Source organism: Burkholderia sp. RF2-non_BP3 (assembly GCF_001522185.1).
Classification (GTDB): Bacteria; Pseudomonadota; Gammaproteobacteria; order Burkholderiales; family Burkholderiaceae; genus Burkholderia; species Burkholderia diffusa.
In genome coordinates, this window is record NZ_LOSU01000017.1 from 216,022 (window position 1) to 239,698 (window position 23,677).

General features: G+C 64.5%; 26 protein-coding genes and 1 tRNA gene. 13 read left to right on the top strand and 14 right to left on the bottom strand.

The features are described from left to right. Positions 1 to 92: 92 nt before the first annotated feature. The gene (locus WS45_RS07760; RefSeq protein WP_059527038.1) at positions 93 to 1,394 is read left to right on the top strand and encodes an NCS2 family permease; all 1,302 of its coding nucleotides are present in this window, start codon (positions 93 to 95) and stop codon (positions 1,392 to 1,394) included. 109 nt (positions 1,395 to 1,503) lie between these two features. Here WS45_RS07760 and WS45_RS07765 read toward each other — a convergent pair whose 3' ends face one another. Further along, positions 1,504 to 2,355, bottom strand: a complete 852-nt coding sequence (locus WS45_RS07765; RefSeq protein ID WP_059699185.1) for a LysR substrate-binding domain-containing protein — start codon at positions 2,353 to 2,355, stop codon at positions 1,504 to 1,506. Positions 2,356 to 2,557: 202 nt separating this feature from the next. Between WS45_RS07765 and WS45_RS07770 the strand changes: the two genes are divergently transcribed. The 3 genes from WS45_RS07770 to WS45_RS07780 are packed head-to-tail and all read left to right on the top strand — an operon-like array spanning position 2,558 to position 4,298. After that, on the top strand, positions 2,558 to 3,088 hold the full coding sequence (locus WS45_RS07770) for a hypothetical protein (RefSeq protein WP_059699187.1): 531 nt from the start codon (positions 2,558 to 2,560) through the stop codon (positions 3,086 to 3,088). Positions 3,089 to 3,101: 13 nt separating this feature from the next. Then, on the top strand, positions 3,102 to 3,428 hold the full coding sequence (locus WS45_RS07775; protein ID WP_059699189.1) for a hypothetical protein: 327 nt from the start codon (positions 3,102 to 3,104) through the stop codon (positions 3,426 to 3,428). A 3-nt stretch (positions 3,429 to 3,431) separates the two neighbouring features. Beyond that, positions 3,432 to 4,298 (top strand): MBL fold metallo-hydrolase, encoded by an 867-nt coding sequence (locus tag WS45_RS07780; RefSeq protein ID WP_059699191.1) that lies wholly within the window; start codon positions 3,432 to 3,434, stop codon positions 4,296 to 4,298. A gap of 161 nt (positions 4,299 to 4,459) precedes the next feature. Here WS45_RS07780 and WS45_RS07785 read toward each other — a convergent pair whose 3' ends face one another. Beyond that, a complete protein-coding gene (locus tag WS45_RS07785) occupies positions 4,460 to 4,747 on the bottom strand; it encodes a DUF1488 domain-containing protein (protein ID WP_014898618.1) in 288 nt (95 codons plus the stop codon). 243 nt (positions 4,748 to 4,990) lie between these two features. Continuing rightward, positions 4,991 to 5,182: a DUF2964 family protein gene (locus WS45_RS07790; protein WP_059527249.1), complete on the bottom strand. Its 192-nt coding sequence runs from the start codon at positions 5,180 to 5,182 to the stop codon at positions 4,991 to 4,993. Positions 5,183 to 5,512: 330 nt separating this feature from the next. Here WS45_RS07790 and WS45_RS07795 point away from each other — a divergent pair, with 330 nt between their 5' ends. From WS45_RS07795 to WS45_RS07830, 8 genes are all read left to right on the top strand, one after another. Beyond that, on the top strand, positions 5,513 to 7,402 hold the full coding sequence (locus tag WS45_RS07795; RefSeq protein ID WP_059699193.1) for a sigma-54-dependent Fis family transcriptional regulator: 1,890 nt from the start codon (positions 5,513 to 5,515) through the stop codon (positions 7,400 to 7,402). Between the two features lie 99 nt (positions 7,403 to 7,501). Continuing rightward, entirely contained in the window at positions 7,502 to 7,804 is a 303-nt protein-coding gene (locus tag WS45_RS07800; RefSeq protein ID WP_059527056.1) for a 2Fe-2S iron-sulfur cluster-binding protein, read from the top strand. 56 nt (positions 7,805 to 7,860) lie between these two features. Beyond that, positions 7,861 to 8,355 (top strand): SRPBCC family protein, encoded by a 495-nt coding sequence (locus tag WS45_RS07805; protein ID WP_059699195.1) that lies wholly within the window; start codon positions 7,861 to 7,863, stop codon positions 8,353 to 8,355. A 104-nt stretch (positions 8,356 to 8,459) separates the two neighbouring features. Then, positions 8,460 to 8,837, top strand: a complete 378-nt coding sequence (locus tag WS45_RS07810; RefSeq protein WP_059692073.1) for a DUF2946 domain-containing protein — start codon at positions 8,460 to 8,462, stop codon at positions 8,835 to 8,837. A 226-nt stretch (positions 8,838 to 9,063) separates the two neighbouring features. Next, positions 9,064 to 9,429 (top strand): copper homeostasis periplasmic binding protein CopC, encoded by a 366-nt coding sequence (gene copC, locus WS45_RS07815; RefSeq protein WP_059699197.1) that lies wholly within the window; start codon positions 9,064 to 9,066, stop codon positions 9,427 to 9,429. A gap of 52 nt (positions 9,430 to 9,481) precedes the next feature. Beyond that, positions 9,482 to 9,928 carry a copper chaperone PCu(A)C gene (locus WS45_RS07820; protein ID WP_059699199.1) on the top strand — a complete coding sequence of 149 codons (447 nt, stop codon included), beginning with the start codon at positions 9,482 to 9,484 and terminating at the stop codon, positions 9,926 to 9,928. A gap of 32 nt (positions 9,929 to 9,960) precedes the next feature. Beyond that, on the top strand, positions 9,961 to 10,137 hold the full coding sequence (locus tag WS45_RS35610; RefSeq protein ID WP_167359260.1) for a hypothetical protein: 177 nt from the start codon (positions 9,961 to 9,963) through the stop codon (positions 10,135 to 10,137). A gap of 92 nt (positions 10,138 to 10,229) precedes the next feature. Then, positions 10,230 to 10,859, top strand: a complete 630-nt coding sequence (locus WS45_RS07830; RefSeq protein ID WP_059699203.1) for a LysE family translocator — start codon at positions 10,230 to 10,232, stop codon at positions 10,857 to 10,859. Between the two features lie 44 nt (positions 10,860 to 10,903). Here WS45_RS07830 and WS45_RS07835 read toward each other — a convergent pair whose 3' ends face one another. Further along, a complete protein-coding gene (locus WS45_RS07835) occupies positions 10,904 to 12,229 on the bottom strand; it encodes a leucine-rich repeat-containing protein kinase family protein (protein ID WP_059699205.1) in 1,326 nt (441 codons plus the stop codon). Between the two features lie 140 nt (positions 12,230 to 12,369). On the opposite strand from WS45_RS07835, the gene WS45_RS07840 reads away from it, so the two are divergent. After that, positions 12,370 to 12,454, top strand: a tRNA-Leu gene (locus WS45_RS07840). A 230-nt stretch (positions 12,455 to 12,684) separates the two neighbouring features. On the opposite strand, the gene WS45_RS07845 is transcribed toward WS45_RS07840, so the two are convergent. From WS45_RS07845 to WS45_RS07890, 10 genes are all read right to left on the bottom strand, one after another. Then, positions 12,685 to 13,818: a porin gene (locus WS45_RS07845; protein ID WP_082721868.1), complete on the bottom strand. Its 1,134-nt coding sequence runs from the start codon at positions 13,816 to 13,818 to the stop codon at positions 12,685 to 12,687. A 176-nt stretch (positions 13,819 to 13,994) separates the two neighbouring features. After that, positions 13,995 to 14,747, bottom strand: a complete 753-nt coding sequence (pepE, locus tag WS45_RS07850) for a dipeptidase PepE (protein ID WP_063896521.1) — start codon at positions 14,745 to 14,747, stop codon at positions 13,995 to 13,997. A gap of 51 nt (positions 14,748 to 14,798) precedes the next feature. Further along, positions 14,799 to 15,467: an AroM family protein gene (locus WS45_RS07855; RefSeq protein ID WP_257140313.1), complete on the bottom strand. Its 669-nt coding sequence runs from the start codon at positions 15,465 to 15,467 to the stop codon at positions 14,799 to 14,801. 19 nt (positions 15,468 to 15,486) lie between these two features. After that, entirely contained in the window at positions 15,487 to 16,425 is a 939-nt protein-coding gene (locus WS45_RS07860; RefSeq protein WP_059527088.1) for a DUF1177 domain-containing protein, read from the bottom strand. Between the two features lie 14 nt (positions 16,426 to 16,439). Beyond that, complete coding sequence (locus WS45_RS07865; RefSeq protein ID WP_257140315.1) at positions 16,440 to 18,053, bottom strand: OPT/YSL family transporter; 1,614 nt, start codon at positions 18,051 to 18,053, stop codon at positions 16,440 to 16,442. Between the two features lie 156 nt (positions 18,054 to 18,209). After that, complete coding sequence (locus tag WS45_RS07870) at positions 18,210 to 18,983, bottom strand: IclR family transcriptional regulator (RefSeq protein WP_059527091.1); 774 nt, start codon at positions 18,981 to 18,983, stop codon at positions 18,210 to 18,212. Positions 18,984 to 19,139: 156 nt separating this feature from the next. Continuing rightward, a complete protein-coding gene (locus WS45_RS07875; protein ID WP_059699286.1) occupies positions 19,140 to 19,940 on the bottom strand; it encodes an ABC transporter permease subunit in 801 nt (266 codons plus the stop codon). 5 nt (positions 19,941 to 19,945) lie between these two features. After that, positions 19,946 to 20,911: an ABC transporter permease subunit gene (locus WS45_RS07880; RefSeq protein WP_082721869.1), complete on the bottom strand. Its 966-nt coding sequence runs from the start codon at positions 20,909 to 20,911 to the stop codon at positions 19,946 to 19,948. Next, positions 20,908 to 22,062, bottom strand: a complete 1,155-nt coding sequence (locus WS45_RS07885) for an ABC transporter ATP-binding protein (protein WP_059699217.1) — start codon at positions 22,060 to 22,062, stop codon at positions 20,908 to 20,910. The genes WS45_RS07880 and WS45_RS07885 overlap by 4 nt, the downstream gene beginning before the upstream one ends. Before the next feature lie 68 nt (positions 22,063 to 22,130). Next, positions 22,131 to 23,612, bottom strand: coding sequence for a DUF3138 family protein (locus WS45_RS07890; RefSeq protein ID WP_059699219.1), 1,482 nt, complete (start codon positions 23,610 to 23,612; stop codon positions 22,131 to 22,133). Between the last annotated feature and the right edge of the window lie 65 nt (positions 23,613 to 23,677).

The following is a 23,677-nucleotide window of genomic DNA, read 5'->3' on the forward strand; positions in this document are numbered from 1 at the left end:
GGCTGGTTACAGTAGGCCGGCCTCGCCGCTGCCTTACAACAATTCGGCATAAACAACAAGCAACACGACAACCCGACCGGAGAAACGCCTTCATGGAATCCATCAAGCGGTATTTCGGCTTCGACGAAGCCGGCACCGACTTCCGCACCGAAATACTCGCGGGCGTCACCACGTTCCTGACGATGGCCTACATCATCTTCGTCAACCCCGCGATCCTCGGCGATGCCGGCATGCCCAAGGAATCCGTGTTCGTCGCGACCTGCCTCGTCGCGGCGCTGGCGTCGATCATCATGGGGCTGTACGCGAACTACCCGATCGCCTGCGCGCCCGGCATGGGCCTGAACGCGTATTTCGCGTACACGGTCGTCAAGGGGATGGGCTTCACGTGGCAGGCCGCGCTCGGCGCCGTGTTCATCTCCGGCTGCCTGTTCCTGCTCGTCACGCTGTTCCGCGTGCGCGAGGCGATCGTCAACGGCATTCCGAAATCGCTGCGCATCTCGATCACCGCCGGCATCGGCCTGTTCCTCGGCATCATCTCGCTGAAAACCTCGGGCGTGATCGTCGGCAGCCCGGCGACGCTCGTCACGCTCGGCGACCTGCACAAGCACGACACGATCCTCGCGATCATCGGCTTCTTCACCATCGTCACGCTCGACCACCTGCGCGTGCGCGGCGCGATCCTGATCGGCATCATCGGCGTCACGATCCTGTCGTTCTTCTTCGGCGACAACCAGTTCCACGGCGTGTTCTCCGCGCCGCCGTCGATCGACGCGACGCTGTTCAAGCTCGACATCGGCGCCGCGCTGTCGACCGGCATCATCAACGTGATCCTCGTGTTCTTCCTCGTCGAACTGTTCGACGCGACCGGCACGCTGATGGGCGTCGCGAACCGCGCGGGCCTGCTCGTCGAAGGCAAGATGAACCGCCTGAACAAGGCGCTGCTCGCCGACAGCACCGCGATCGTCGCGGGCTCGGTGCTCGGCACGTCGTCGACCACCGCGTATATCGAAAGCGCGTCGGGCGTGCAGGCCGGCGGCCGCACGGGCGTGACGGCGATCACCGTCGCCGTGCTGTTCCTCGCGTGCCTGTTCATCGCGCCGCTCGCCGGCGTCGTGCCGGCCTACGCCACGGCACCGGCGCTGCTGTACGTGTCGTGCCTGATGCTGCGCGAGATGGTCGACGTGCCGTGGGACGACGCGACCGAAGCCGTGCCGGCCGCGCTGACCGCGCTGCTGATGCCGTTCACTTACTCGATCGCGAACGGCGTCGCGTTCGGCTTCATCGCGTACGGCGGCCTGAAGCTGCTGACGGGCCAGGCCCGCACGGTCAAGCCGATCGTGTGGATCATCGCGGCCGTGTTCCTGTTCCGCTTCTTCTATCTCGGCAGCGAGTGACGCACGCGCGCCCCCTTGCGCTGCACGATGAAACGAAAACGCCACCTTCGGGTGGCGTTTTTTGTTGTGTTCTCGATTCGGCTACGCGCGTGGTGCGAGTGAACGCCGGTCAAGCTTCCGCCTGCCGAAGCACCCAGCGCGCGAAGCTCTGCAGCGGCCCATCGCCCAGTTCCAGCGCATCGGGCAACACGAGACAGAAGCGCTTGACCACGCCCCGCCCGTCGGGCCACGGCGCGGCGAGCAACCCTTGCGCGATCTCGGCGTCGACATAGAGACGCGGCACCAGCGCGACGCCGAGCCCGGCCAGCGCCGCCGCGATCAGCATCGAGTAAAGGTCGTAGCGTGCGCCGGCGGCCGGATTGCTCACCGGCAACCCCGTCTCCTGCACGTACGCCGGCCACGCATCGGGCGTCTGGCGCTTGTGCAGGCGCGGCAGCGTGCCCAGCAATATGTCCGGCTGCCCGCCCGCGAGCAGCGACGGATGGCAGACCGGCACCAGCACCTCCTCGCACAACCGGTACGTGTGCATGCCGACCCAGGCCGGGTGCTCGAAGTGAATCGCCGCATCGAAACCGCTGCCAGCCAGCACGAACGGCTCCGCGCGATCGGCGAAGTGCACCGTGATGTTCGGATGCTGCGTCTGGAATCCCTTGAGCCGCGGAATCAGCCAACGCGTCGCGAATGTCGGCGTCACGGCGATATCGACGCTGCCGCCGTCGCCGGGCTGCCCCATCATGTACTGGCTGTCGCGCTCGAGCCGGTCCAGCACTTCGCGAACCTGCGCCGCGTAGCGCACGCCGTTCGGCGCCAACCGCACGCGGTTGCCGACCCGCTCGAACAACGGGACGCCCAGGAACGTTTCCAGCCGGCCGATCTGCCGGCTGATCGCGCCTTCCGTCAACGCCAGTTCGTCGGCGGCGCGCGCGAAGCTTCCATGCCGCGCCGCGGCCTCGAATGCCATCAATGCCGAATTGCTCGGAATCCTGCGTCGCGTCACGATTGCTCCCGGTCCGACCGCCGTCGGTCATGGCTTGATCAAATGTCATTGAACGGTGACGAATCTTCGTTTTTCGCCCGTCGCGCCGCTCATTATCATGACAAAAACTCAACCAGTCGAGCCAGCCGTTCGATTCCGACGGCCGCTCGCGCCCCGTGGAGAAGTCATGATCTATGCCGTTGAATGCAGCATCGCCGAGCCCGCCGTCGAAGCCGAGTGGAACGACTTCTACAGCCGGATCAAACTGCCGGCGCTGATCTCCGTATCCGGCTTTCGCACGTCGCAACGCTTTCGCGCGCTCGGCGGCGACGGCCCCGTCTACCTCGCGTTGCATACGATCGACGGCCCGGACGTGCTGACGTCGGCCGAGTATCGCGACAAGGGCGGCGGCAATTTCGCGCGCTGGCAGCCGCATATCGTCGAGTGGCGCCGCAACGTGTATGACTGCGCGGCACCCGCGCCAGCCGTCTCCGGCCATCAATGGCTGGCCGTTTGCGACGACCTCGCCCCGTTCGCGCGAGCAGGTATCGCCGCCACGGCCATGCATGCGGTCGCGCTGGATCGCCGGCCGGCGGCGCGCTGGCTGGCCGTCCTCGCGCACGATCAGGCTCGGCTCGCGTCCGATGCCGCGATCCGGCTCTATGCGCCGATGGGTGACCCACTCGTCAGCACGACGACGTCGGCAACCGCACGCTGACCGGAGCCCGACCATGCCGAGCGTCATGATTTCGATCCCCGAAGCGAGCATGCCGACCAGCGCGGCGCTCGACGCGTTGTCGTCGGCTTGCGAGAGGCTTTGCACCGACGTGTTGAGCGCCGCACCCGGCACGATCCACGTCGTATACGTGCCGGTCCGGCACGGCTGCGGACATCCGGTCAGCGCGGATATCCGCTTCCGCATCACATCATTTCGCACCACTGAACTGATGGACCGGTTCATGACGGAACTGGATCGCGAGATTCTTCGCCACACCGGATTCGTCGCACGGATCCGCTGCTTCGGCTATGCCCCCCCCCACCTTCACGCCCGACATTGACCCATGAGCGCCTCGGTTCCCCGCCCATCTTTCCCGCTTCGCCAGGTCGGCGATTTCACGGTGACCGCGATCAGCGACGGCACGCTGACGGCCGGCCTCGACCTGCTGTCGAACATCGACGTCGACGACGCGGCCGGCATCATGCACCGGGCCGGCATACACGCGCCGTCCGACGTCAACATCAACTGCTATGTCATACGCGGGCACGGGCGCACCGTGCTCGTCGATACCGGCGCCGGCGGCATCCGGAACTGGGGCGGCCTGCTGCGTCCGTCGCTGTCGCGAGCCGGCATCGATGCACGCGACATCGACACGGTCCTGCTGACGCACGCCCATCCGGACCACATCGGCGGCCTGCTCGACACGGACGGACGGCCGGCCTTTCCGCAAGCCGAGGTGTTCATTCACGAACGGGAACGTGCGTTCTGGCTGGACGACGGCATGTATGAGCGGGCAAGTGAGCGCGCACGCGGCAATTTCCGGATCGCGCGGCGCACGTTCGACGCGTATCGCGCGCAGCTACGCACCATCGAGGCGGCAGGCGACGTGCTGCCCGGCATCGTCGCCGTGCCGCTGCCGGGGCACACGCCCGGCCACACCGGCTATCGCGTCGAATCGCGCGGAGAGCGCCTGCTGATCTGGGGCGATCTCGTGCATTTCGCGCCGATTCAGGTTGCTCGCCCCGACGTGTCGATTGCGTTCGATCACGATCCGTCGCAGGCATCGTCGACGCGCGCGGCCACGCTTGCCGAAGTCGCTTCGGATAACTTGCTGATTGCGGGCATGCACCTGGCCGACACGGGCTTCGCACGCATCGCGCGCGCGAACGGCGCAACCGGCGACGCGTACGTGCTGAGCGGCGCGGATTGAGCGAAACGGAACGCGGGAACGCACGCACGCCAGCGCGCTGGCACGACGTTCGAATCGTGCCGGGCACCGCCCCGCGCGGGCGCGCTATCGGACGAGCATGCGCCGATATGACACGGGCGCCGGTATCCGACGCCCGCTCCGTCGCTGCCCGGTCGTCCGGTTCAGCGCCAGTTCGCCTCGTAGAAGCGCACGTAGCCGCTGCGCAGCGTCACGCATTGCGCGCGCGTCTCGGACAGCAACCGCCGTGCGGCCGCCTCGATACGCTCGCGGTGCTGATCGTACGCACCGACCATGTCCTCGAAGCGCGGCGATGCCGCACCGAAATGATCCTCCAGCGCCTCGGCGGTGATCTGACATTGGACGCGCTCGCCATTGACCAGCGCCGTGAAACCAAGCATCAGGTCGCGCCCCGAATATTCGGGCTTCTCATTCGTGAAATGGATCTGCATGGGAGCCGCCTTGTCCGGTAGAAAGCAAATGACCGCGTCCGTCGTCCGCTACCGGCCGGACGAAAATTTACGCGGGCTCGCCGGCAGAGGCAGCATCCACGGGGGTATGGCGCGGACAATGCGTGCCGGTTGCATTCCACTGTAGACGGTTTCGCGCAGGAGGCAAAATTTACGATGTGCGTCGTTCCGACGCGCTTTTTCATCAGACCAGCGCGACATCCGGCACCGTTTTGCCGAGCGGCGTCAGTGGGGATCGGTGGGCCAGATGTTCAGTGCGATCGCGGCGGTCGTGGCACCTACCGCGATCGCGGCGGCCCCGTATTGCACCGCATCGCTCAGGTCGAACAGCAGACCGTGGATCGCGACGGCGATGCCGCCCAGCATGATGAAAGTGGCGATGGCCGCCAACACGACTCTCAGTTCCGTCCGAACCATGATGGGTCTCCCGAACGGATGCATGTCACGTCGCATGCATGTTGCGATGCGGAACACGGCGCGTGCGTGCTCCACTTTCATCATTGCAGGCGGACGCTTAAAAGCAAGGGGGTTTTGTACGCAGTCGCACAACGCGCGCGGCGCTTGTATGATGAGGCGATATCGATGGCGGCGGCCCGGGTGGCGGATGGTGCGGTGCAGAGCGTGAGCTGTGGGCGACCGCGGAGCATGGGGCCCTGGCAAGCGCTGAAATGCTAACTCTGGTCGACCGCGAAGCATGGGGCCCCAGTAAGCGCTAAAGCGCTAACTGGGACCGACAGGAGACAAGACATGCCTCAACCTTTCGTGCTGCCCGCCACCGCGGGCCGCAACGACCTGCTCGCGCAGGCGCATGCCCGTTCGACTGCGGTCGGCCTGCGCGCAAACGAGCGCCCCGATTTCTCGCCGCTGTCGCGGCTCGCGCTGCGCGAACTGCTCGACACGAACCACGCATTATTCGCGCACGCGCGCCCGGTGATGGAGAACCTCCACGCGCAGATCGCCGACACGCAAAGCCTCGTGCTGCTCACCGACGCCGACGGCGTGATCCTGCACAGCATCGGCGACGCGGACTTCATCGAAAAAGCAAACCGCGTCGCGCTGTGCACCGGCGTGTCGTGGGCCGAAGGCGCACGCGGCACCAACGCGATCGGCACCGCGCTCGCATCAGGCCAGGCGGTCGCCGTGCACGGGTCCGAACACTTCCTGCGCGCGAACCATATCCTCACCTGCTCGTGCGCGCCGATCATCGACCCGTTCGGCCGCACGCTCGGCACGCTCGACGTGAGCGGCGACCCGCGCGGCTTCAGCCCCCATACGCTCGCGCTCGTGCGGATGTCCGCGCAGTTGATCGAGAACCATCTGTTCGCGAACCAGTGCGCGGAAGCACTGCGGCTGCGCTTCCACGCCCACGAGGATTGCGTCGACTCGCTGTTCGCCGGGCTCGTCGCGTTCGGCCCCGACGGCGGGCTGATCGCCGCGAACCGCAGCGCGCAATTCCAGCTCGGCGCGACCTTCGATGCGTTGCAGCATCAAGGCTGCGATGCGCTGTTCGGCATGCACTTCAGACAGCTCGCGCAGCAGGCGGCCCGCGCACCCGGCGCACCGTTCCGCCTCACGCTATCGACCGGCGTGCGTGTGCTCGCGCGCTGCGAATTCGCGGAAGCGCACAAGACGGCCGTCGCCGTCACGCCACCCGCGCCCGCTATGCGCACGCGTGCACCGGACCCCGACGCGATCACGTTCGCGACGCTCGACACCGGCGATGCGCGGATGGCCGCCGTGCTCGAACGCGTCGCGAAGATTCGTGGGCGCGACCTGCCGTTGCTGATCCTCGGCCAGACCGGCACCGGCAAGGAATGGCTCGCGCGTGCGCTGCACCAGGCCTCGCCGCGCGCGGACGGCCCGTTCGTCGCGGTCAATTGCGCGGCGCTGCCGGATTCGCTGATCGAAGCCGAACTGTTCGGCTACGAGGACGGCGCCTTCACCGGTGCGCGCAAGCGCGGCAGCCCCGGCAAGATCGCGCAGGCCGACGGCGGCACGCTGTTTCTCGACGAAATCGGCGACATGCCGCTCGCGCAGCAGGTCAGGCTGATGCGCGTGCTGCAGGAGCGCGCGGTGATGCCGCTTGGCGGCGCACGCGCGGTGCCGGTCGACGTGCGCGTGGTCTGCGCAACCCACCGCGACCTGCGTGCGATGATCGCCGAAGGCACGTTCCGCGAAGATCTGTTCTACCGGATCAACGGCCTTGCCGTCACGCTGCCGCCGCTCGCCGCGCGCACCGACCTGCCGGCACTGGTCGAGCGGATCCTCGCGCGGCTCGGTCGCAGCGAACCGATGCCGAACCGCCTCGCGACCGACGTGCTCGACGCGTTCATGCGGCACCGCTGGCCCGGCAACCTGCGGCAAATGACCAACGTGCTGCGCACGGCCGGCATGCTCGCCGAAGACGAAGCCGAAATCACGCTCGCGCACCTGCCCGACGATTTCTGGCTCGACTGCGACGACGCGCCCGTGGCGCAGGCCGCGCCGTCCGACACGCGCGAAGCGACGACCCTGCAGAGCCACCAGGCCGCGGTGATCGACGCGGTGCTCGCGCGGCACGGCGGCAACGTATCGGCCGCCGCGCGGGAACTCGGGCTCGCGCGCAATACCGTGTACCGCTACCTGCGCCGACACTGACGTCCCGGGCCGGCTGCCCGACGGGCGCCGGCCGCACCGCCTTCGGGTATGCTTGGCGCTTGCCTTGTCTTGCCGCCGCGCCGCCGCCCGCTTCGCCCCATGACCGATCCCGACCACCCGCCTCTCGTACGCATCGAGCCGCTCGGCGCGACGTTCGACGCCCCCGATTCGCTGACGCTGCTCGAGGCTGCCGCGTTCGCGCACGTCAGGCTGCCGCGCTCGTGCCGCAACGGCACGTGCCGAAGCTGCCTGTGCAGGATCGTCAGCGGCAGCGTACGCTATACGATCGAATGGCCGGGCCTGAGCCGCGAGGAAAAGGCCGACGGCTATACGCTGCCGTGCGTGGCCGTCGCGACCTCGGATGTCGTGCTCGACGTGCCCGACGCGGTGATGATCGACTGAACGCGGCTCGCGGCCGTGCGCCGTCCCGCCTCAAGCATGCCCGTCAGGAGAACGCGATGACCCAGTCCACCGATCGCATCGAGAAGCAAGCCTTGCTCGCCGCGCCGCTGGCGCGCGTCTGGGAAGCCGTCAGCAATGCCGGGGAATTCGGCACCTGGTTCGGCGTGACGTTCGACGGACCGTTCGTTGCCGACCGGCCGCTGTTCGGCCGCATCACGCCGACGCGCGTCGACGACGACGTCGCCAGGGCACAGGAGCCGTATGCCGGCACCGTGTTCGAAATCGTCGTCGATCGCGTCGAGCCGAAGCAACGGTTTTCCTTTCGCTGGCACCCGTTCGCGATCGATCCGAACGTCGATTACGCGTCCGAGCCGATGACGCTCGTCACGTTCGCACTCGCCGAAGCGAACGGCGGCACGCTGCTGACGATCACCGAAACGGGTTTCGACCAGTTGATCGCAAGGCGTCGCGCGAAGGCGCGCGAGATGAACGATCAGGGCTGGGCCGCGCAGATGATGCTGATCACAAAATATCTCGCGAAGCACGCGTAAGCGTGCCGCGCATCATTTCCGGCATCCGCGTGCCTGCATGCCCTCGCGGCGGGCGCGTGGCATAATCCGCTCCATCGTCGTTCATACGCCGCCCCGCGCATCGCATGCTGAGTCGTCGTTTCCGGAAGATCGTCAGTCTGATCGGGATGCTCGCCATCCTGATGACGGCGCTCGCGCCGACGATCTCGCAAGCGCTGACGACGCAAGACCGCGTCGATTCGCTGCTTGCCGGCTACTGCACGGCCGGGCCGGCGGGCGGCAACCATGCCGGCGATGCGTCGTCGAAAAGCCTGCAGGCCCATCTGCAGGCTTGCGGCTATTGCAGCCTGCTCGCCCATACACCCGCCCTGCCCGCGCCCGAACTGACGTTCGCGGCCAACTTCCAACCGCTCCGGCATCGCGAAGCAACCCGCTTCGAAAGCCTGCGCCGCTCGCAGCCGCTTACGGCCGCGCAACCGCGCGCCCCGCCGCTCGCGTCCTGATTCGTCGTCACCGCGCGTGATGCCGTCGCGCATCACGCCGTCCGCACGCGCGCTGCGCGTGCATGCCGTGTCACGTTTCGAAGGACGATCTCATGTTCGACCGTATCGCTCGCGGCGTCGCGCCGTGCGTGCGCTCGCCCGCCTCCGGCGGTTGCGTGTGCACGAACGCGCGGCCGTTCGTCGAATGCATCGTTCTCCTTGTCATTTCCAACCGGATCATCCCGTCATGAAAACCACTGCTTTCGTCCGCGGCGCACTCGTCGCACTCGGCTTCGTCGTCGCCCAGGCCGCTCACGCGCACGCACACCCGAAAAACCTGGAACCGGCCGCCGACGCCGCGCTGTCGAGCGCGCCGCACGCGGTCACGATCGACTTCAGCGAAACGCTCGAACCCGCATTCAGTTCGATCGCCGTCACCGACAGCCACGGACAATCGGTCGCCGACGGAAAATCCGCCATCGACGCCGGCAACCGGAAGCGGATGCATGTGGCGCTGGCGAACCTGACGCCTGGTACGTACACGGTCGCATGGGTTGCGGTGGCGAGCGACGGGCACCGCACGCAGGGCCGCTACACGTTCACGGTGAAATAACGCGCAAGATGCCCGCGCGGCGACTTTCCCTACCCGACCAGGAACACACTCGATGAAACGCTCGATTCCGACCAGCCTGCTGTTTGCACTGCTGGCGCTGCAGGCGCCCGTCACGTTCGCCGCATCGGCCGTCCAGGCCGATGCATGCTGGATCCGCACGATGCCGGCGACGGTGCCGTCGTCCGGTTATTTCACGCTGAAGAACGACGGCGACAAGCCCGTCACGCTCACGGGCGTCGATACGCCCGCGTTCGGGATGGCGATGATGCATGAAACCCAGACGGCCGGCAGCACCGCGAAGATGGTTCACGTCGAAGCGGTCGACGTGCCCGCGCACGGCACGGTGACGTTCAGGCCGAAGGGCTATCACGTGATGCTGGAGGAACCGCGCCAGCCCGTCGCGCCCGGCGCGAAGGTGCCGTTCCGGCTGCATTTCGCCGACGGCGCGACGGTGTCCGTGACCTGCGACGCGAAAGCGCCCTCCTACACCGGCCAGTAACGCCGCATCCGCAACGACCGAAGGAGATGCACATGAGCAAGGAACGCGTGCCGCTGGCCAACCTGATCGTCCGCTACCGGACGCCGCTGAACGTCGCCGTGCTGATCGCCTGCGGGTTATGGGCGGCGTGGATCGCGTGGATGACGCGGCCGTCCGCGATCGATTCGCCGTCGTCGATCGCCGCATACTGCGTGCGCGACGCACGCTGACGCGCCGCGCCGGTTCCGGCGGCGGCCCGCGTCATTTTGGCGTGGCATCATCGCTTCATCCCGACCGCCGGAACCGCCTCTCGGAGCAATGCATGTCCATTCAGACCTGGATGCTGTTTGCCGCTGCCTATCTCGCGACGACGCTGTCGCCGGGCCCCAACGTGCTGCTCGTCATCCGCAACACGGTGCGCTACGGCTCGCGCGGCACCGCCGTGACGATCGCGGGCAACCTCGTCGCGCAAGGCGCGGTGGTCATGCTCGTCGCGTTCGGCGTCGGCGCGGTGCTGGCCGCGATGCCGCCGCTGTTCGTCGCGATGAAGGTCGTCGGCGCCGCGTACCTGATCTTTCTGGGCATCCGGCAACTGCGCGGCGACCGCAACGCGCGCTCGCCCCACGGCCAGGCCGCGATCGTCGAGCCCGACCGCAGGAAGCTGTTCCGCGAAGCGCTGTTCGTGTCGGGCAGCAACCCGAAGACGATGATCTTCCTGTCGGCGTTCATGCCGCAGTTCATTGCACACGATCGCCCGCTCGCGATGCAGTTCGTCGTGATGTACGTGACGATCGCATGCACCGTCGTCGTCGTGCACAGCGTCTATTCGTTCGGCGTGCGCAGGCTGCATCGCGGCATCGGCGTCGGCCCGTGGGTACGCGCGGCCAAGCGCGCCAGCGGGCTGCTGTTCGTCGGCCTCGGGATCAAGCTGCTGACTGCCCGGCAGGCGTAGGCATTCCTGCGGCGACGGCCGGCGCCACGGCGCGGGCGGAACCGTCAGCCCTTCGATGCGGCCAGCACGGCCGCAATCTCGCGGAACGACGGCCGCGCGTCGATCTCCTCGTTCAAGCAGGCGGCCGCCAGCGCATCGAGTGCATGCCAACCTTCCCACGCACGCGGCTCGCATCGCGCCAGCAACTCGCCGAGCAGATAGCCGAACGCCCTGACTTCCAGCCGTTCGAGCCGCGCCGCGCGCATGCGGTCGTTCACGTCGTAGACCGACGCCGCGCCGAAATCGCCGAGCAGCGCGCCGCCGTTGCCGTCGTGCAGGATGTTGTGCGCGTACAGGTCGCCGTGCATGATGCCGCGCGCGTGCAGATGCGCTGCAACCGACGCGATGCCGAACGCGATCCGCGATGCCTCGGCCGGCGCGAATCGCGCATCGGCCCCATATACATCGCGCGTGCAGGACGCGAAGCTCGGCGGCCCGGCGAGGTTCGTCAGCGCCGGATCGACCAGTTCCATCACGAGGCCGTGCGCGCCCTCCGGATGGCCGTGCACCTTGCCGATCACCGGAATCATGTTCGGATGACGCCCGGCGTGCAGGCACGCGGCCATTTCGCAATCGGGCAGGCCGTCGCTCGTCACGGCCCCCTTGAACAGCTTGACCGCGACCGCGCGCGGCATCTGACCGTCCGCCCGCCACTGCGCGCGATAAATGACACCCGATGCGCCTTCGCCGAGCTTCTGTTCGAACGCGAGCGACGTCCAGTCGATGTCCGCGACGCCCGGCTCGGCCGACGCCGCTGTTTCCGGCGCGGCGCCGAACGGATTGCCCGCGGACGCGAGCCACGCGAGGCGCGGCAGGCGCAACAGCCAGTCCGGCAGCGCGTCGAGCCGGTTCGCCGACAGCCGCACCAGTTCGAGCGCACGGCACGCGGCCATTTCGGGCGGCAACGCGCGCAGCCGGTTGCCCGCCAGCATCAGCTTCTGCAAGCGCGAACAATCGCCGATCCCGGCGGGCAGCTCATCGATTTCGTTGTCGGTCAGGATCAGCCAGCGCAGCGCGCGCGGCAGCGACCCGCGCGGCACCGTGCGGATCCGGTTCGCCTTGAAGCCGATCATGTCGAGCTGCGCGCACGTGCCGAGCACGTCGGGAAATTCGGTGAAGCGATTGCCGGACGCGAACAGGATGCGCAGGCGATGCAGCCGCGACAGGTCGTCCGGCAGCGCCGACAGCGCATTGCCGGACAGGTCGAGCACTTCGAGCGTGTCCGCCAGATCGAAGATCTCGCGCGGAAATTCGGTCAGCCCGCATGCGAGCTTGAGTTGCCGGGCGCCCGACAGCTGGCCGGCCTGCAGTTGTTCGAGGGTGGTGGTCACGGTGGAAAACGGGTAGCCATGGCGATGGTCGTCGGACCGATCGCCCGAATTCTACCGGGATCGCTTTCGCGTATCCGCTCGCCGTGTCATACCCCCTTCACAAACGCGCAATGTAACGCTACAATTCGCCCCCTTGCAGTGCCGACGTGGTGAAATTGGTAGACACGCTATCTTGAGGGGGTAGTGGCGAAAGCTGTGCGAGTTCGAGTCTCGCCGTCGGCACCAAATACGGTTTTTCCGTGTTTCGTGCATCTGTAAAAAACCCGCGACAGCGCATGGCTTCGCGGGTTTTTTTGTTGTCTGCGCCGGTACGACGGAAGCCGCCTCGCGATCATGTCGCGCTCCCCAAGCGAGCCCGCACCGGGGGGATCTCCCGGTCAATCCCTCTGCCTGCGGGCTCGGCGACGAATGTCAGCCGGAATGTCGCGGCCTGTCCACGTTGCTCAAAAAGGCGACTAGAACGAGTGGCGCATGCCGATTCGTACGTCTGCCTGAGTCGTGGTCGACGACGGCACGAAGCTGTAACCCACCACCGCGTTCACACCGCTCGACGCCTTCACGTAGTCGCCTGACAGATAGACATCGGTCCGCTTCGACAGCAGGTAATGGAGGCCAAGCGCCCCTTCGTTCCAGTGATGGCCTTCGAACGTCGTGTACTGATACCCTCCGATCACGCTGAACGACGGCGTCACCTGCCAGGCTGCGCCGCCCTCGCCGACTTTCATTCTCGACGTCTGCCCATTTCCCTTGATGGTCGAATACGTGAAATTGCCGAGCAGGGTTACCTTGCCGATTTCATAACTCGCACCAATACCGAACGTCGCCTGTTTGTCGACCGCGAAAGGCGTGCTCGCATACAGGTCGGTCACGGCTCCGGTCGCCGAATCGACGCTGACCGTCGGTTTCCCGAGGAACGTCCTGGTGCCGATCATCAGGTATGGATCGAACGCGTATATCCCGTGCGGATTGTTGAGCTGCGTATATGCAGCACCCATCGAAAATCGACCGTTGGCATAATGCGCACCTGCGCTGTAGGCGCTGTTTTGATGAAACGCCCCGGCCACCCCGCCGAAGGAATACATGCCGCCGAACTCGAGTCCGCCGAAGTTGGCCGACTTGAATTTCACGGAATTCGGCAACCGATCCCCGTTGAACCGGTCGAAATCGCCCTGGTGAATCGCGTATCCGCTCCCCCATCCGGATACGTTGTAGTACGTGACAAACTCCTTCGTCATGTCCAGCTGGTTGCCGAGCGACAACGTACCCCACTCGTTCCGAAGTCCGACGTATGCCTGCCGCCCGAACGCCGCGCCGCCGAATCCGAGTTGCCCGTTCGCCACACTGAATCCGCTTTCGAGCGCAAAGACCGCCGTCAGCCCTCCCCCGAGATCCTCGGTTCCCTTCAGGCCCCAGCGGTTTCCATACGAGACGCCGTCGTCGAATTTCGTGACGCCGGACCCGCCAGTGTTGCTGACGTAGGTGATCCCCGCATCGATGACTCCGTACAGCGTCACGCTGCTCTGCGCCTGAACCACACCGCCATACATCGACATCGCACAAGCAAGCATTCCTAATTTATATTTTCCCATTTTCTCCTCCTTGATTGCCCACGTTGAAATGAATCGGTACTTGATGAAATCCCGAAGCGCCGCTCATTGAACGCCGACCCTGTCCGGAATCGGCGCGAAGCCTGGCGCGGCACCGTTCCGTCGATCAACGGCAAGCCACCATCGATTCCGGTGCCCGCTGACGATCGACGCGCCGATCACTGCCTGGAGATGGGCCAGCTTCCGTCGATCACCGGCCCCTTGATTTCACCCAGGTTGAATATCTCGTTCGCCGTCAGGTGAATCGCCCTGTGCGAATCAACGAAATGCAGTGCGGCCTGTTCGCCCAATATCATTGCGGCGGCGCCGTCGACGAGCAACGCAGTGCCTTCCGGCAATGCGACGACGTGCTCCCGGGGATTGATCGCGAGAAATTCCGCGATTCGCTCCTCCCGGCTTTCGCCGTTGAACCCCGCCGGCTTTCCGCTGATGAAATGCGGATTGATCTGAAAATGGACCAATCCGAGCGCACGCAAGGTCGGCGGCTGAACGATCGGCATGTCGTTGGTCGTGCGGATCGTCGGACATGCGACGTTGCATCCGGCGCTCCAGCCGATATACGGCATGCCGTCATTCACACGTTCCCGGATGGCATCGACGATGCGTTCGTCATACAGACGCTTGAGCAGCGCGAACGTATTGCCGCCGCCGATGGCGATCGCCTCCGCTTCGGCGATCGCCCGAAGCGGATTGGCGCGATGAATCGACTCGAATTCGAAGCCGCCCTGTTCGAAAACGGGGCGCGTCATTTGTTCGTATTCGTCGTAGGTCGACGTGATGCCGCCTGCATAAGGGACGAACAGAACCCGCTTTGCGCGCCCCTTGAGAACAAGGTCGATCTGCTCGCGCGCATGCGCAAGATATCCGAGATCACCCTTGCGGGAACTGCTCATCAACAGAAGACGTTTCAATTTTCTTCCTTTATTGGAATACCGTTACCGCGGCCAAGGCGCGAACAACGTTCACATCCATTCGGCGACCAGTCTGGCCGCCAGCGTATTCGACAGGATCACCGGGCATCCCGCCTCGCGAGAAGCGCATTCCCGATGACGTTGCTCGTATCCCATGCAGTCGAGCACCAGCATCTGCGCACCGCGCGCGCGTAGCGCACGCGCGGCCGCCGTCAATTCCCGGCTGTCGCCAACATAGGGCGATGCCGCTTCGTACAATGCCGGCGTCGCCAGATCCTGCCACTTCGACATCGCCGTTTCGATCTGCTCGCGAAGCGGTACGATGACCCCGACTTTCCACGATTGAGCCAACACGCCGACTACCGCCGGAATCATCTTGTCGGGCTCGAAAAGCCGAGCACGCCTGCACGAAAGGCCATCGAATTCGCCGGTGCACAGCAGCAGAACTGCGTCGCTTCCTCGCGCTTCGAGGCGCTCGAGCATTTCCTGCATTGCAATGCCGACAGCCTCTTTGTCGAGGACGACGGTCGTACCGTCTGCAATCCGCGTCACGAGCTTTGGTTGCTTCTTGCGCGGCGCGAAGCGTCTGTCCATTTCGGCGCGTGTCAGTCCATCCAGCACCCCGGCATGAACACACTTCACGCCGCGCGGCATCGCGGCCTCGACGACCGGTGCGATATCCGGCCTAGGCGCCTGGCCGATCGTCAGCGTGGCAAGCACTCGATGACTCATTTCCGCATCAGCCGAGCACGTGTCGCTGCTGCAGGTGCGCGAGCGAGCCGTACAGTTCGACGAGACGGTCATACTCTTCCATGTCGTGAAGCCGACATTTCCCGCTCGTGAATGCCTTCGCAACCTCGGTCATGAATGCGACGGCTGCCGCGATGTCGATTTCATGACTCGCGCCCGTGCCACAACCGGGCACCGTCGCCTCGGTCGAGATCGCGACGCCGACCACCGGCGCAGACGTCGAAATCGACGGTTGCATGATGCTGTTCAGATGATGCACGCCGTTCCCGTACGGCGTGATGTCCTGGGTCGTCACCGGGAACGTGACGGGCAGTCGACCGGTCGTCATCTCCATGATTCGCAGCAGATCCTCCGAAACGCGCAGGATGTAGCCCTGCTTTACCGTCGGTGAAATCGCGAATCCCTTGTGATTGAGAATCCTGTTTCCTTTCGTCGTATCGACGGAGAGGACGGCATCCATCTCGGGCAGCACTTCCTGCGCTTCGATCTTTTCGAATTCGACCGGCGAATCCATGAAGTCGACAGGCTCGCGCGGCTGGGTCGGCGCGTCCGGACAAACATGCGTCGTGATGATCACGTCACCGGCCAATACGTCGCCCCGCTCTCGCATGGTTGCCAGTTTGAGCGCCGTGGCCACCGCCGCGATCGCACCGTCGGCATCGGATACCAGGCCGATGCATGCCGGTCTCGCGCCGAGACCGCCCAACCGTCCGACGATACCGAGCGTCGGCGCATGGCCTCCTGCCCGCTTTCCCACGCGGCCCGGGATCGCCATCCTGACGAAATCGGTATCGCCCTTCGCTCCAACGAGAGGCGTTACCTCGACCTCGACTTCGGGAAACAATCGAAAAAGCGCCTGGATCGTTTGACCCGACGCATAGGCGCTGTCGAGCGCTTCGAATACCTGGATGGTTTGATGCAAACTCATATGACTTACCCTGATTATTTACCTGTCTTGCCCAACGTCACCAACGGGCTGACGAAACTGAACAGTGCATCGCCGGCAATGACGCCCGCTGCGAACGTCTCCATGCCGCCGCGCGCTGCCTCGCCGCCCATGCGCTCGATCACCAGACGCAACGCGATGCCGGTCACTACGCACCAGCCCGCCAGCGGACTTGCAATCAGGAGGCCGGTTGCGAGCAACACGCCGATCTGACGCTTCGGGCCGCCCAGCCACTGGGCAATCGCACCGGGAATCGCCCAGATCGCCAATGACTTCGCGACGTCCGCCGCGACACCGGCCTTGATCGTCGCCACGTAGACCTTCGCGACGGGCGGAATCAGTCCAGCGTGGAAATAGCTGCGATGCGCGAAATAGACGACCAGAATCGAGATGACGAACGCCAGCGTCGCCGCAAAGAACTGCTGCTGCCGCCCCGCCATTTCAAAGCTCGCGTTCTGGCCGCGACCACGCAGCAGATAACCGGCTTTCAGGTCGTAGCCCATGTCGGCGAATGCCGGGCCCGTTGCCGCGGAAAAGCCGCACAGCAACGCCAGCGCGATCGGCGGAAAGCCAATCAGCATGCCGACCAGCAACGTAATCAGCGCCACCGCGAATGCCGGAAACCATCCGGAATGCATCGCGGCGATACCGACGATCAGTTCATGCACGAATGCCGCGAGCGCCGCGTACAGCACGAACGCCATCAACATGCCGGGCGACATCTCCGTAAACAACCCGCCCAACATCGCGAGCATGGCGGCGATCGACACATACGCGATCGCACCGAATCGCAGCGACTGGCCGAGCACCCGGACGTTCCGGGCGGAATCGGAATGCTCGGCGTCCACGCCGCGACGCCGGACGATGATCATCACGGCCTGCGTCAGCGCCACCACACCTGCACCGATCATGATCCCGTGCGGGATATACGCCTTGCCGATGTCGATTCCGAGGACCGGCTGTGAATAACCGCGCATCAGTAGACCGACGCCGAACATCAGAAGTGACCAGATATTGCCGATGAACGCCGTCCCGAACGCGGACATCGGAATGTTGAACCACGATCCGACCGCACCCACCGCCACACCGGCGCCGAGAAGACGAGCCTGGCGTCCGCCCTGATCGCCGGCCTTGATCGCCTCTGCTGCGGCGATGCCCGGCGGCCATGTACCAGACGCGGGAAACAGTCTCGTATCGAACATCCGATACAGGAGATAGCCGTCGAGCACCATCGCCAGCGCGGCGCCTGCGAACATCGGCATCACCAGATCGGAGCGACCGAATACGTATGGAATGGCGATGGGCAGCAACAAACTGTTGGCGGCGCCGAACGTCGCGGCAGAAATCGCACTCTGAGCCAGGTTCTGCACGTGAATCGACCGGTACCCGGCGAACAGGCGAAGCGGCACGCGCCCCAGCACCATCGCAACAAGCGCACCGACAATCGATGTGATCGGCGTGACGCCAAGCGACGTGACGACCTCGATACCGATGATCGCACCGACTATACTTAGCACTACCAATAGAACTGCATTTGAAAAAGTAAACGTACCCGGATGAACTTGCGGAGACGACTCGTCATCCGGCATTGATTTCCCGATCGAGGACATATCAGCATTCCTTTTCTGTAATACCGTCAATTTTGATTAGTCATACTTATTTCAATGATCGAGCCACCGTCGTGGAGGCTTCGACAGCCTGCCGCTCCCGGCTGAATACCGATCAGAAGTCTGCGTACGAGCGACGGTGCCGCGTTCGACGCAGCATCAGGCGCCCGTAGCCGCTCCCGTCGACCAGTACGGATCCCCGACCGTGCGGCCCAGTTGGGACGCCTGCTCTCGCGTCATCGCGGCGAGGCGTTCGATCTCCGCTGGCGTGCTCATCGTGAGTGGAAACGTCAGGCTGAATGCCAGCGACTCACCGCTGGAAGGATCACCAACCGCGCATCCGACCGCACCGATCCCCGGCAGCGATTCGTCCAGCGCGACCGAGAAGCCCGTGCGACGGGTTTCCGCGATCCGCCGCAAAAGTTCGGCGACCGTATCCGGCGCAGCGGACGAAGTTGCCGGCAACCCGCCGGCGAATCGATGCGCGACGGATTCGTCTGGCTCTCGCGCCAGAAGTGCCCGGCCGGTCGAGCCGGCCCATGCGGGCCCGCGTTGCCCCGGAAAGGTGACGACGCGCAACGGATGAATGCCGGGATGAACACGGAGCACGACGACTTCCTGCTCGTCGAGAACAGAGATGTACCCGGTATGTCCCGTCTGTTCGCACAATCCGCTCAACGCCTTGTCCATCATGCTGAGCAAGGGTGTCGACGCCCGGACCATATGCGCAAGCTCGAGCAGCATCAATGCTGGCCCGTAGGCAAGCGTCCCGGGATCGCGTTCAAGGAGCCTCTGCTCCGCCATCTGCTTCAGGACACGCGACGCCGAACTCTTCGGCATGTCGAGGTATTGGACGACGTCGCTGACCGTCACGGCACGCCGCAGACGAGTCAGAAGCTGGAAAATCGCACTGGTGTTTTCGAGAGAGCCCATCGTCGGTTCCATATTTTGGAACTATGTTCCACAATAAGAAACATGATGGCGGGAACCTCCCTAGACAACTAGTAGGAATTTCCCGGACGGCGGATGTCACGGTCCGCCCCCGCTTTCGAAGATTGCGCCGCTGGAGCCCGGTCGGCCGAACTCTCCTTACCGCGCAAAGCGAACCTGCCGGCGTTTTAGACCGCTCGCCGCCAGCACGATCAGCGACACGCCCCCGATCATCACAGTCGCCAGCGCGTTCATCTCCGGATTCATCCCCAGCCGCACCCGGGAGAACACCACCAGCGGCAGCGTGGTCGAACCTGGCCCGGAGAGAAATGCAGACAGAATGAGGTCGTCGAGCGAAATCGTGAACGACAGCAGCCATCCGGACACTATCGCCTGAAAGATCGCCGGGAGCGTCACGTGAAAGAACGCGGCGACCGGGCCGGCGCCGAGATCAAGCGCGGCCTCCTCGATGGCGATATTCAGCTCCTTGACGCGCGACTGAACGATGACCGCGACGTAGGACACGCACAGCACCGTATGTCCGATCGTCATCGTCATCCATCCGCGCCCGGACGGCCAGCCGAGACTTTGCTCGAGCGCGACGAACAACAGCAGCAACGCGATGCCGAGCACCACTTCGGGAATGACGAGCGGTGCATTGATCAGCAGCGAAAACGCGGACCGCCCGCGAAAGCGATTGAAGCGCGCGAGAATGAAGCCCGCCCATGTGCCGATCAGGACCGACAGGCACGCGGTGCAAAACGCGATTTTCAGCGAAAGCCCGGCCGCGTGCAGCAGTTCGTCGTCGCGCGTCAGCTCGGCATACCATCTCAACGACGCATGGGACCACACGCTTGCGAGCTTCGAATCGTTGAACGAGTAAACGATCACGCTCGCGATCGGAAAGTACAGGAATGCAAATCCGAGAACGAGCACGAGCACGCTCGCCTTGCCAGTCATGTTCTTCACGCCGTGCCTCCACGCTCGCGGTTCTGGTAATGCTGAAATGCGGCGATCGGTACGAGCAGCAGCACCATCATCGCGACGGTGATGGCCGCCGCCGCTGGCCAGTCCATATTGTTGAAGAACTCGTCCCACATCAACCGCCCGATCATCAACGTATCGGATCCGCCGAGCAGTTGGGGGATCACATATTCGCCGACCGACGGAATGAACACCAGCAGGCTGCCGGCGACAATCCCGTTTCGCGCGAGCGGGATGGTGACGCGAAAGAACGCCTCCACCGGCCCGGCGCCGAGATCGTAGGCCGCCTCGAGCAGGCGCATATCCATCTTCATCAGGTGCGCGCACAACGGCATGACCATGAACGGCAGGTACGAGTACACCATCCCGATATAGACGCCGATATCGGTGTGATAGAGACGCAGCGGCGACGCGATCAGGCCGGCTGCCATCAGCGCGCGGTTGAGTATGCCGTCGTCCTTGAGAATGCCGCTCCACGCATAGACCCGCAGCAGGAATGACGTCCAGAACGGCAACATCACGCCGAGCAGCAGCACGTTCCTGCGCGCCGGCGACGCCCGCGAAATGCAATACGCGAACGGAAAGCCGAGCACGAGACACAGGACGGTCGAGATCGCCGCGATCTTCAGCGAACTGAAGTAGGTCGACACATAGAGACTGTCGGTCAGCACGTTGGCGTAATGCTGCAGGCTCAATACGATTCGAATCAGCGAATCCGACACGACGATCGTGTCCGTATAGGGCGGGCTTCGGAGCGCGACGTCTGAAAAACTGATCTTGAGGACCAGCAGAAACGGGATGGCGAGCACCAGCGCGAGCCAGGCCGACGGAACGGCGATCGCGAAGCTGCGCCGGCTCGGCACAATCGAGCCGAGCCATGCCGGCACGCGTTGCAGCACGGCCGGCAACCGGCGGCGCTGCGTCAACTGAATGCGGGAAATGTTCATGCGGTCAGCACCATCACGTCGTCTGCGTCCCAGCATAGGGAGACCTCTTCTCCCGCGGCGGGCAGGCGTTCGCCCGTCCCGCTCGCGACCGGCACATGCGAGAGCAACGTCCTGCCCCCCGGAAGCGCGACATGGAAACTCGAATAATCGCCCATGTACACCGTGTCGACGACCGTGCCGACAGCGCAGTTGCGTTCACCGGCAATCCGTCGGCGCGAAACCCTGACCCTGGTCGGGCGGACCGAAACGGCGACCGCCATGCCGGGCGACCCCGTGATGCCGTGGCCGACGTATATCTCCGACTCGAGTTGCCCGCAGCGGATCACCGTATGATCCGGGCTGCTCTCGTGCACGGTTCCCTCGAGAATGTTGGTCGTGCCGATGAAACTCGCCGTGAACCTGCAGTTCGGATACTCGTAGACGTCGCGAGGCGTTCCCGTCTGCACGATGTTTCCGGCGCTCATGATCGCGAGACGGTCAGCCATCGCCATGGCCTCCTCCTGGTCGTGCGTCACCATGATGCAGGTCACGCCGACCTTCTCGATGATCTTCACGAGTTCCAGCTGGGTCTGCTGGCGAATCTGCCGATCCAGTGCCGACATCGGTTCGTCGAGCAGCAGGAGCTTCGGCTGTTTCGCCAGCGATCGCGCAAGTGCGACGCGCTGCTGCTGCCCGCCGGATAGCTGATCGGGCCGCCGGTTCGCAAACGAGGTCATCTGCACCAGCTCGAGCATCTGCATGACGCGCTCCCTGCGGGCACGCCGCGTCATCTTTTCCCATTTCAGACCGAACGCGACGTTCTGCGCGACGCTCAGATGCGGAAACAGCGCATACGACTGAAACATCATGTTGACCGACCGCCGATACGGCGGACATTCCGTGATGTCCATGCCGTCGACGAAAATGCGGCCCGAAGTCGGTGCCTCGAAGCCGGCCAGCATGCGCAACAACGTCGACTTTCCGCATCCGGAACTGCCCAGCAGCGCAAACAGTTCGCCCTTGCCGACGCAGAGGTCGGCCTCCTGCACGGCAATCGCATCGCCGAACTTCTTGACCAGTTTCTCGATGCGAACGAAACCTGTGTCGCTGCGAGCGGTGTCGCCTGGGTTGGCCTGCCGCTGAAACAGCGGTGCGGCATCGGTGAGATTCATGGGGTGCTCGCTTGTCTGAAAATGAAATCGGATTCCGTCGGCATGCGCGTCGCGCGCCATGCCCGATATCAGAACGTATAGACCAGCGTCGTACCGATCACGTCATTGCTTTTTCGCCATGAGCCGTCGGCGCGCTGGAACACGTTCTTGTTGGCCCAGTCGTGGCGGTACTCGACCTTTATCGTGTAGTTCACGGCCGGGTAGAACATCAGGTCGAACGCGACGTCCTGCCGATTCGCCCCGCGACACTCGAGTCCGTTGCCGCTCGACGCGGCCAGACAGAGCGGATCGATCCCGAAGCCGTTCAGACCGTCGGTTCCGGCCGAGGCGGCGCCCGCCTGGGCACTGCCGCCGACATAGGTATTCCCGCCTCCGCCGCCGTTACTGCTGTCGTTCAGATAATCCCAGCGCAACGCGACGCCCATCAGGCCGATCGTCGGCAGGTGCCATTTGCGCGTGTACAGCATCGAAAGCCCCCACCATGTTGCATCCCGTCCGTTCCATGCCGCATGCTTCTGCTTGCCGAAGTCCACTTCCGCGTTGAACGTCGTGTCCGCAACCGCGTAGGTCGCGTCGATGTCCATGAACATGTAGGTCGAAAACGGCGATGCAGCCGTACAGTTGTAGCCGAAGCCCCCCGACGCGCAATCGCCGCCGGCATTGCCCGAATAGATCGCCTGGCGACCGATCGCACCCGCCCAGCCCACGTCCCAGGCGCCCTTGCTGCGATCGATGCGCCAGTTGATCATCGGCGTGAGACTCGTATGCAGGCGTCCGCTCGAATCGGATGCGGTCGCCGCGTGCGTCAGGTTCTGCGCATTGCCGACGATCACCTTCCAGCTGTAGTCGCCCTTGGAACCGTTGTATCCGGCGCCGACGAAGTAGCCGGGAATGCTGAAGTCGTACAGGAGGTTGTGCGTCAGCGTCGGCAGCAGGTTGGATTGCTGCGACTCGTAGCCTGCGACGCTGGGCATGAGGCCGAACAGGAACTGGTTCGTGTCGTCGTGCGGGATCGTCACGAAGGCCGAATTGAAAATATTGTTTCCCTTGGCACCGTCGAGCGTCGTATTGCCGGCACCGCGGTTGGGCTGAATCTGGATTTCGGCGGAAGGGGCGGTAGGCCCGACGCCGAACGTCTTCTTGATGTCGAGGTATACGTCGCCCATGTTGCCGCCATAGTACGTATACCCGCTGTTGTGATCGAGAAACGAGACGCCGCCGCTGCGCGCGTTCCGGTTGTACAGATACATCGGGTCCAGATAGCCGGTGATCGACAGGCCGGCGGTCGGCCCCTCGCTCGCCGCCGTACTCAGCGTCTCGACCTGCAGATTCTGTCTGGCCACTTGCTGCTTGAGATCGGCGAATTCCTCCTCCGAAACACCCGGATTCGCGCTCCCCGACTTCGCCGGCGCATCCTTCGCGGCCCGCTCCAGACTGTCGACCTTTCGTTGTAGCACCTGCAACTGCGCCTTCAGCTCGTCGACGACCGTGTCCGCATGGGAAACCGCCGGCACACAGGCCATCAGCAACGCTCCAATCCGCTTGTTCATCCCGTGCCTCCTCACCGTGCCAATTATTTCGTTATGCATATCAATATGGATATATTCATCGCGTG

What these genes read in the sequence shown, in the direction of transcription:
- WS45_RS07760 (WP_059527038.1), top strand. Translation starts at nt 93, where the DNA reads ATGGAATCCATCAAGCGGTATTTCGGCTTCGACGAAGCCGGCACCGAC.
- WS45_RS07765 (WP_059699185.1), bottom strand. Translation starts at nt 2,355, where the DNA reads ATGGCATTCGAGGCCGCGGCGCGGCATGGAAGCTTCGCGCGCGCCGCC.
- WS45_RS07770 (WP_059699187.1), top strand. Translation starts at nt 2,558, where the DNA reads ATGATCTATGCCGTTGAATGCAGCATCGCCGAGCCCGCCGTCGAAGCC.
- WS45_RS07775 (WP_059699189.1), top strand. Translation starts at nt 3,102, where the DNA reads ATGCCGAGCGTCATGATTTCGATCCCCGAAGCGAGCATGCCGACCAGC.
- WS45_RS07780 (WP_059699191.1), top strand. Translation starts at nt 3,432, where the DNA reads ATGAGCGCCTCGGTTCCCCGCCCATCTTTCCCGCTTCGCCAGGTCGGC.
- WS45_RS07785 (WP_014898618.1), bottom strand. Translation starts at nt 4,747, where the DNA reads ATGCAGATCCATTTCACGAATGAGAAGCCCGAATATTCGGGGCGCGAC.
- WS45_RS07790 (WP_059527249.1), bottom strand. Translation starts at nt 5,182, where the DNA reads ATGGTTCGGACGGAACTGAGAGTCGTGTTGGCGGCCATCGCCACTTTC.
- WS45_RS07795 (WP_059699193.1), top strand. Translation starts at nt 5,513, where the DNA reads ATGCCTCAACCTTTCGTGCTGCCCGCCACCGCGGGCCGCAACGACCTG.
- WS45_RS07800 (WP_059527056.1), top strand. Translation starts at nt 7,502, where the DNA reads ATGACCGATCCCGACCACCCGCCTCTCGTACGCATCGAGCCGCTCGGC.
- WS45_RS07805 (WP_059699195.1), top strand. Translation starts at nt 7,861, where the DNA reads ATGACCCAGTCCACCGATCGCATCGAGAAGCAAGCCTTGCTCGCCGCG.
- WS45_RS07810 (WP_059692073.1), top strand. Translation starts at nt 8,460, where the DNA reads ATGCTGAGTCGTCGTTTCCGGAAGATCGTCAGTCTGATCGGGATGCTC.
- copC (WP_059699197.1), top strand. Translation starts at nt 9,064, where the DNA reads ATGAAAACCACTGCTTTCGTCCGCGGCGCACTCGTCGCACTCGGCTTC.
- WS45_RS07820 (WP_059699199.1), top strand. Translation starts at nt 9,482, where the DNA reads ATGAAACGCTCGATTCCGACCAGCCTGCTGTTTGCACTGCTGGCGCTG.
- WS45_RS35610 (WP_167359260.1), top strand. Translation starts at nt 9,961, where the DNA reads ATGAGCAAGGAACGCGTGCCGCTGGCCAACCTGATCGTCCGCTACCGG.
- WS45_RS07830 (WP_059699203.1), top strand. Translation starts at nt 10,230, where the DNA reads ATGTCCATTCAGACCTGGATGCTGTTTGCCGCTGCCTATCTCGCGACG.
- WS45_RS07845 (WP_082721868.1), bottom strand. Translation starts at nt 13,818, where the DNA reads ATGGGAAAATATAAATTAGGAATGCTTGCTTGTGCGATGTCGATGTAT.
- WS45_RS07860 (WP_059527088.1), bottom strand. Translation starts at nt 16,425, where the DNA reads ATGAGTTTGCATCAAACCATCCAGGTATTCGAAGCGCTCGACAGCGCC.
- WS45_RS07865 (WP_257140315.1), bottom strand. Translation starts at nt 18,053, where the DNA reads ATGTCCTCGATCGGGAAATCAATGCCGGATGACGAGTCGTCTCCGCAA.
- WS45_RS07870 (WP_059527091.1), bottom strand. Translation starts at nt 18,983, where the DNA reads ATGGGCTCTCTCGAAAACACCAGTGCGATTTTCCAGCTTCTGACTCGT.
- WS45_RS07875 (WP_059699286.1), bottom strand. Translation starts at nt 19,940, where the DNA reads ATGACTGGCAAGGCGAGCGTGCTCGTGCTCGTTCTCGGATTTGCATTC.
- WS45_RS07880 (WP_082721869.1), bottom strand. Translation starts at nt 20,911, where the DNA reads ATGAACATTTCCCGCATTCAGTTGACGCAGCGCCGCCGGTTGCCGGCC.
- WS45_RS07885 (WP_059699217.1), bottom strand. Translation starts at nt 22,062, where the DNA reads ATGAATCTCACCGATGCCGCACCGCTGTTTCAGCGGCAGGCCAACCCA.
- WS45_RS07890 (WP_059699219.1), bottom strand. Translation starts at nt 23,612, where the DNA reads ATGAACAAGCGGATTGGAGCGTTGCTGATGGCCTGTGTGCCGGCGGTT.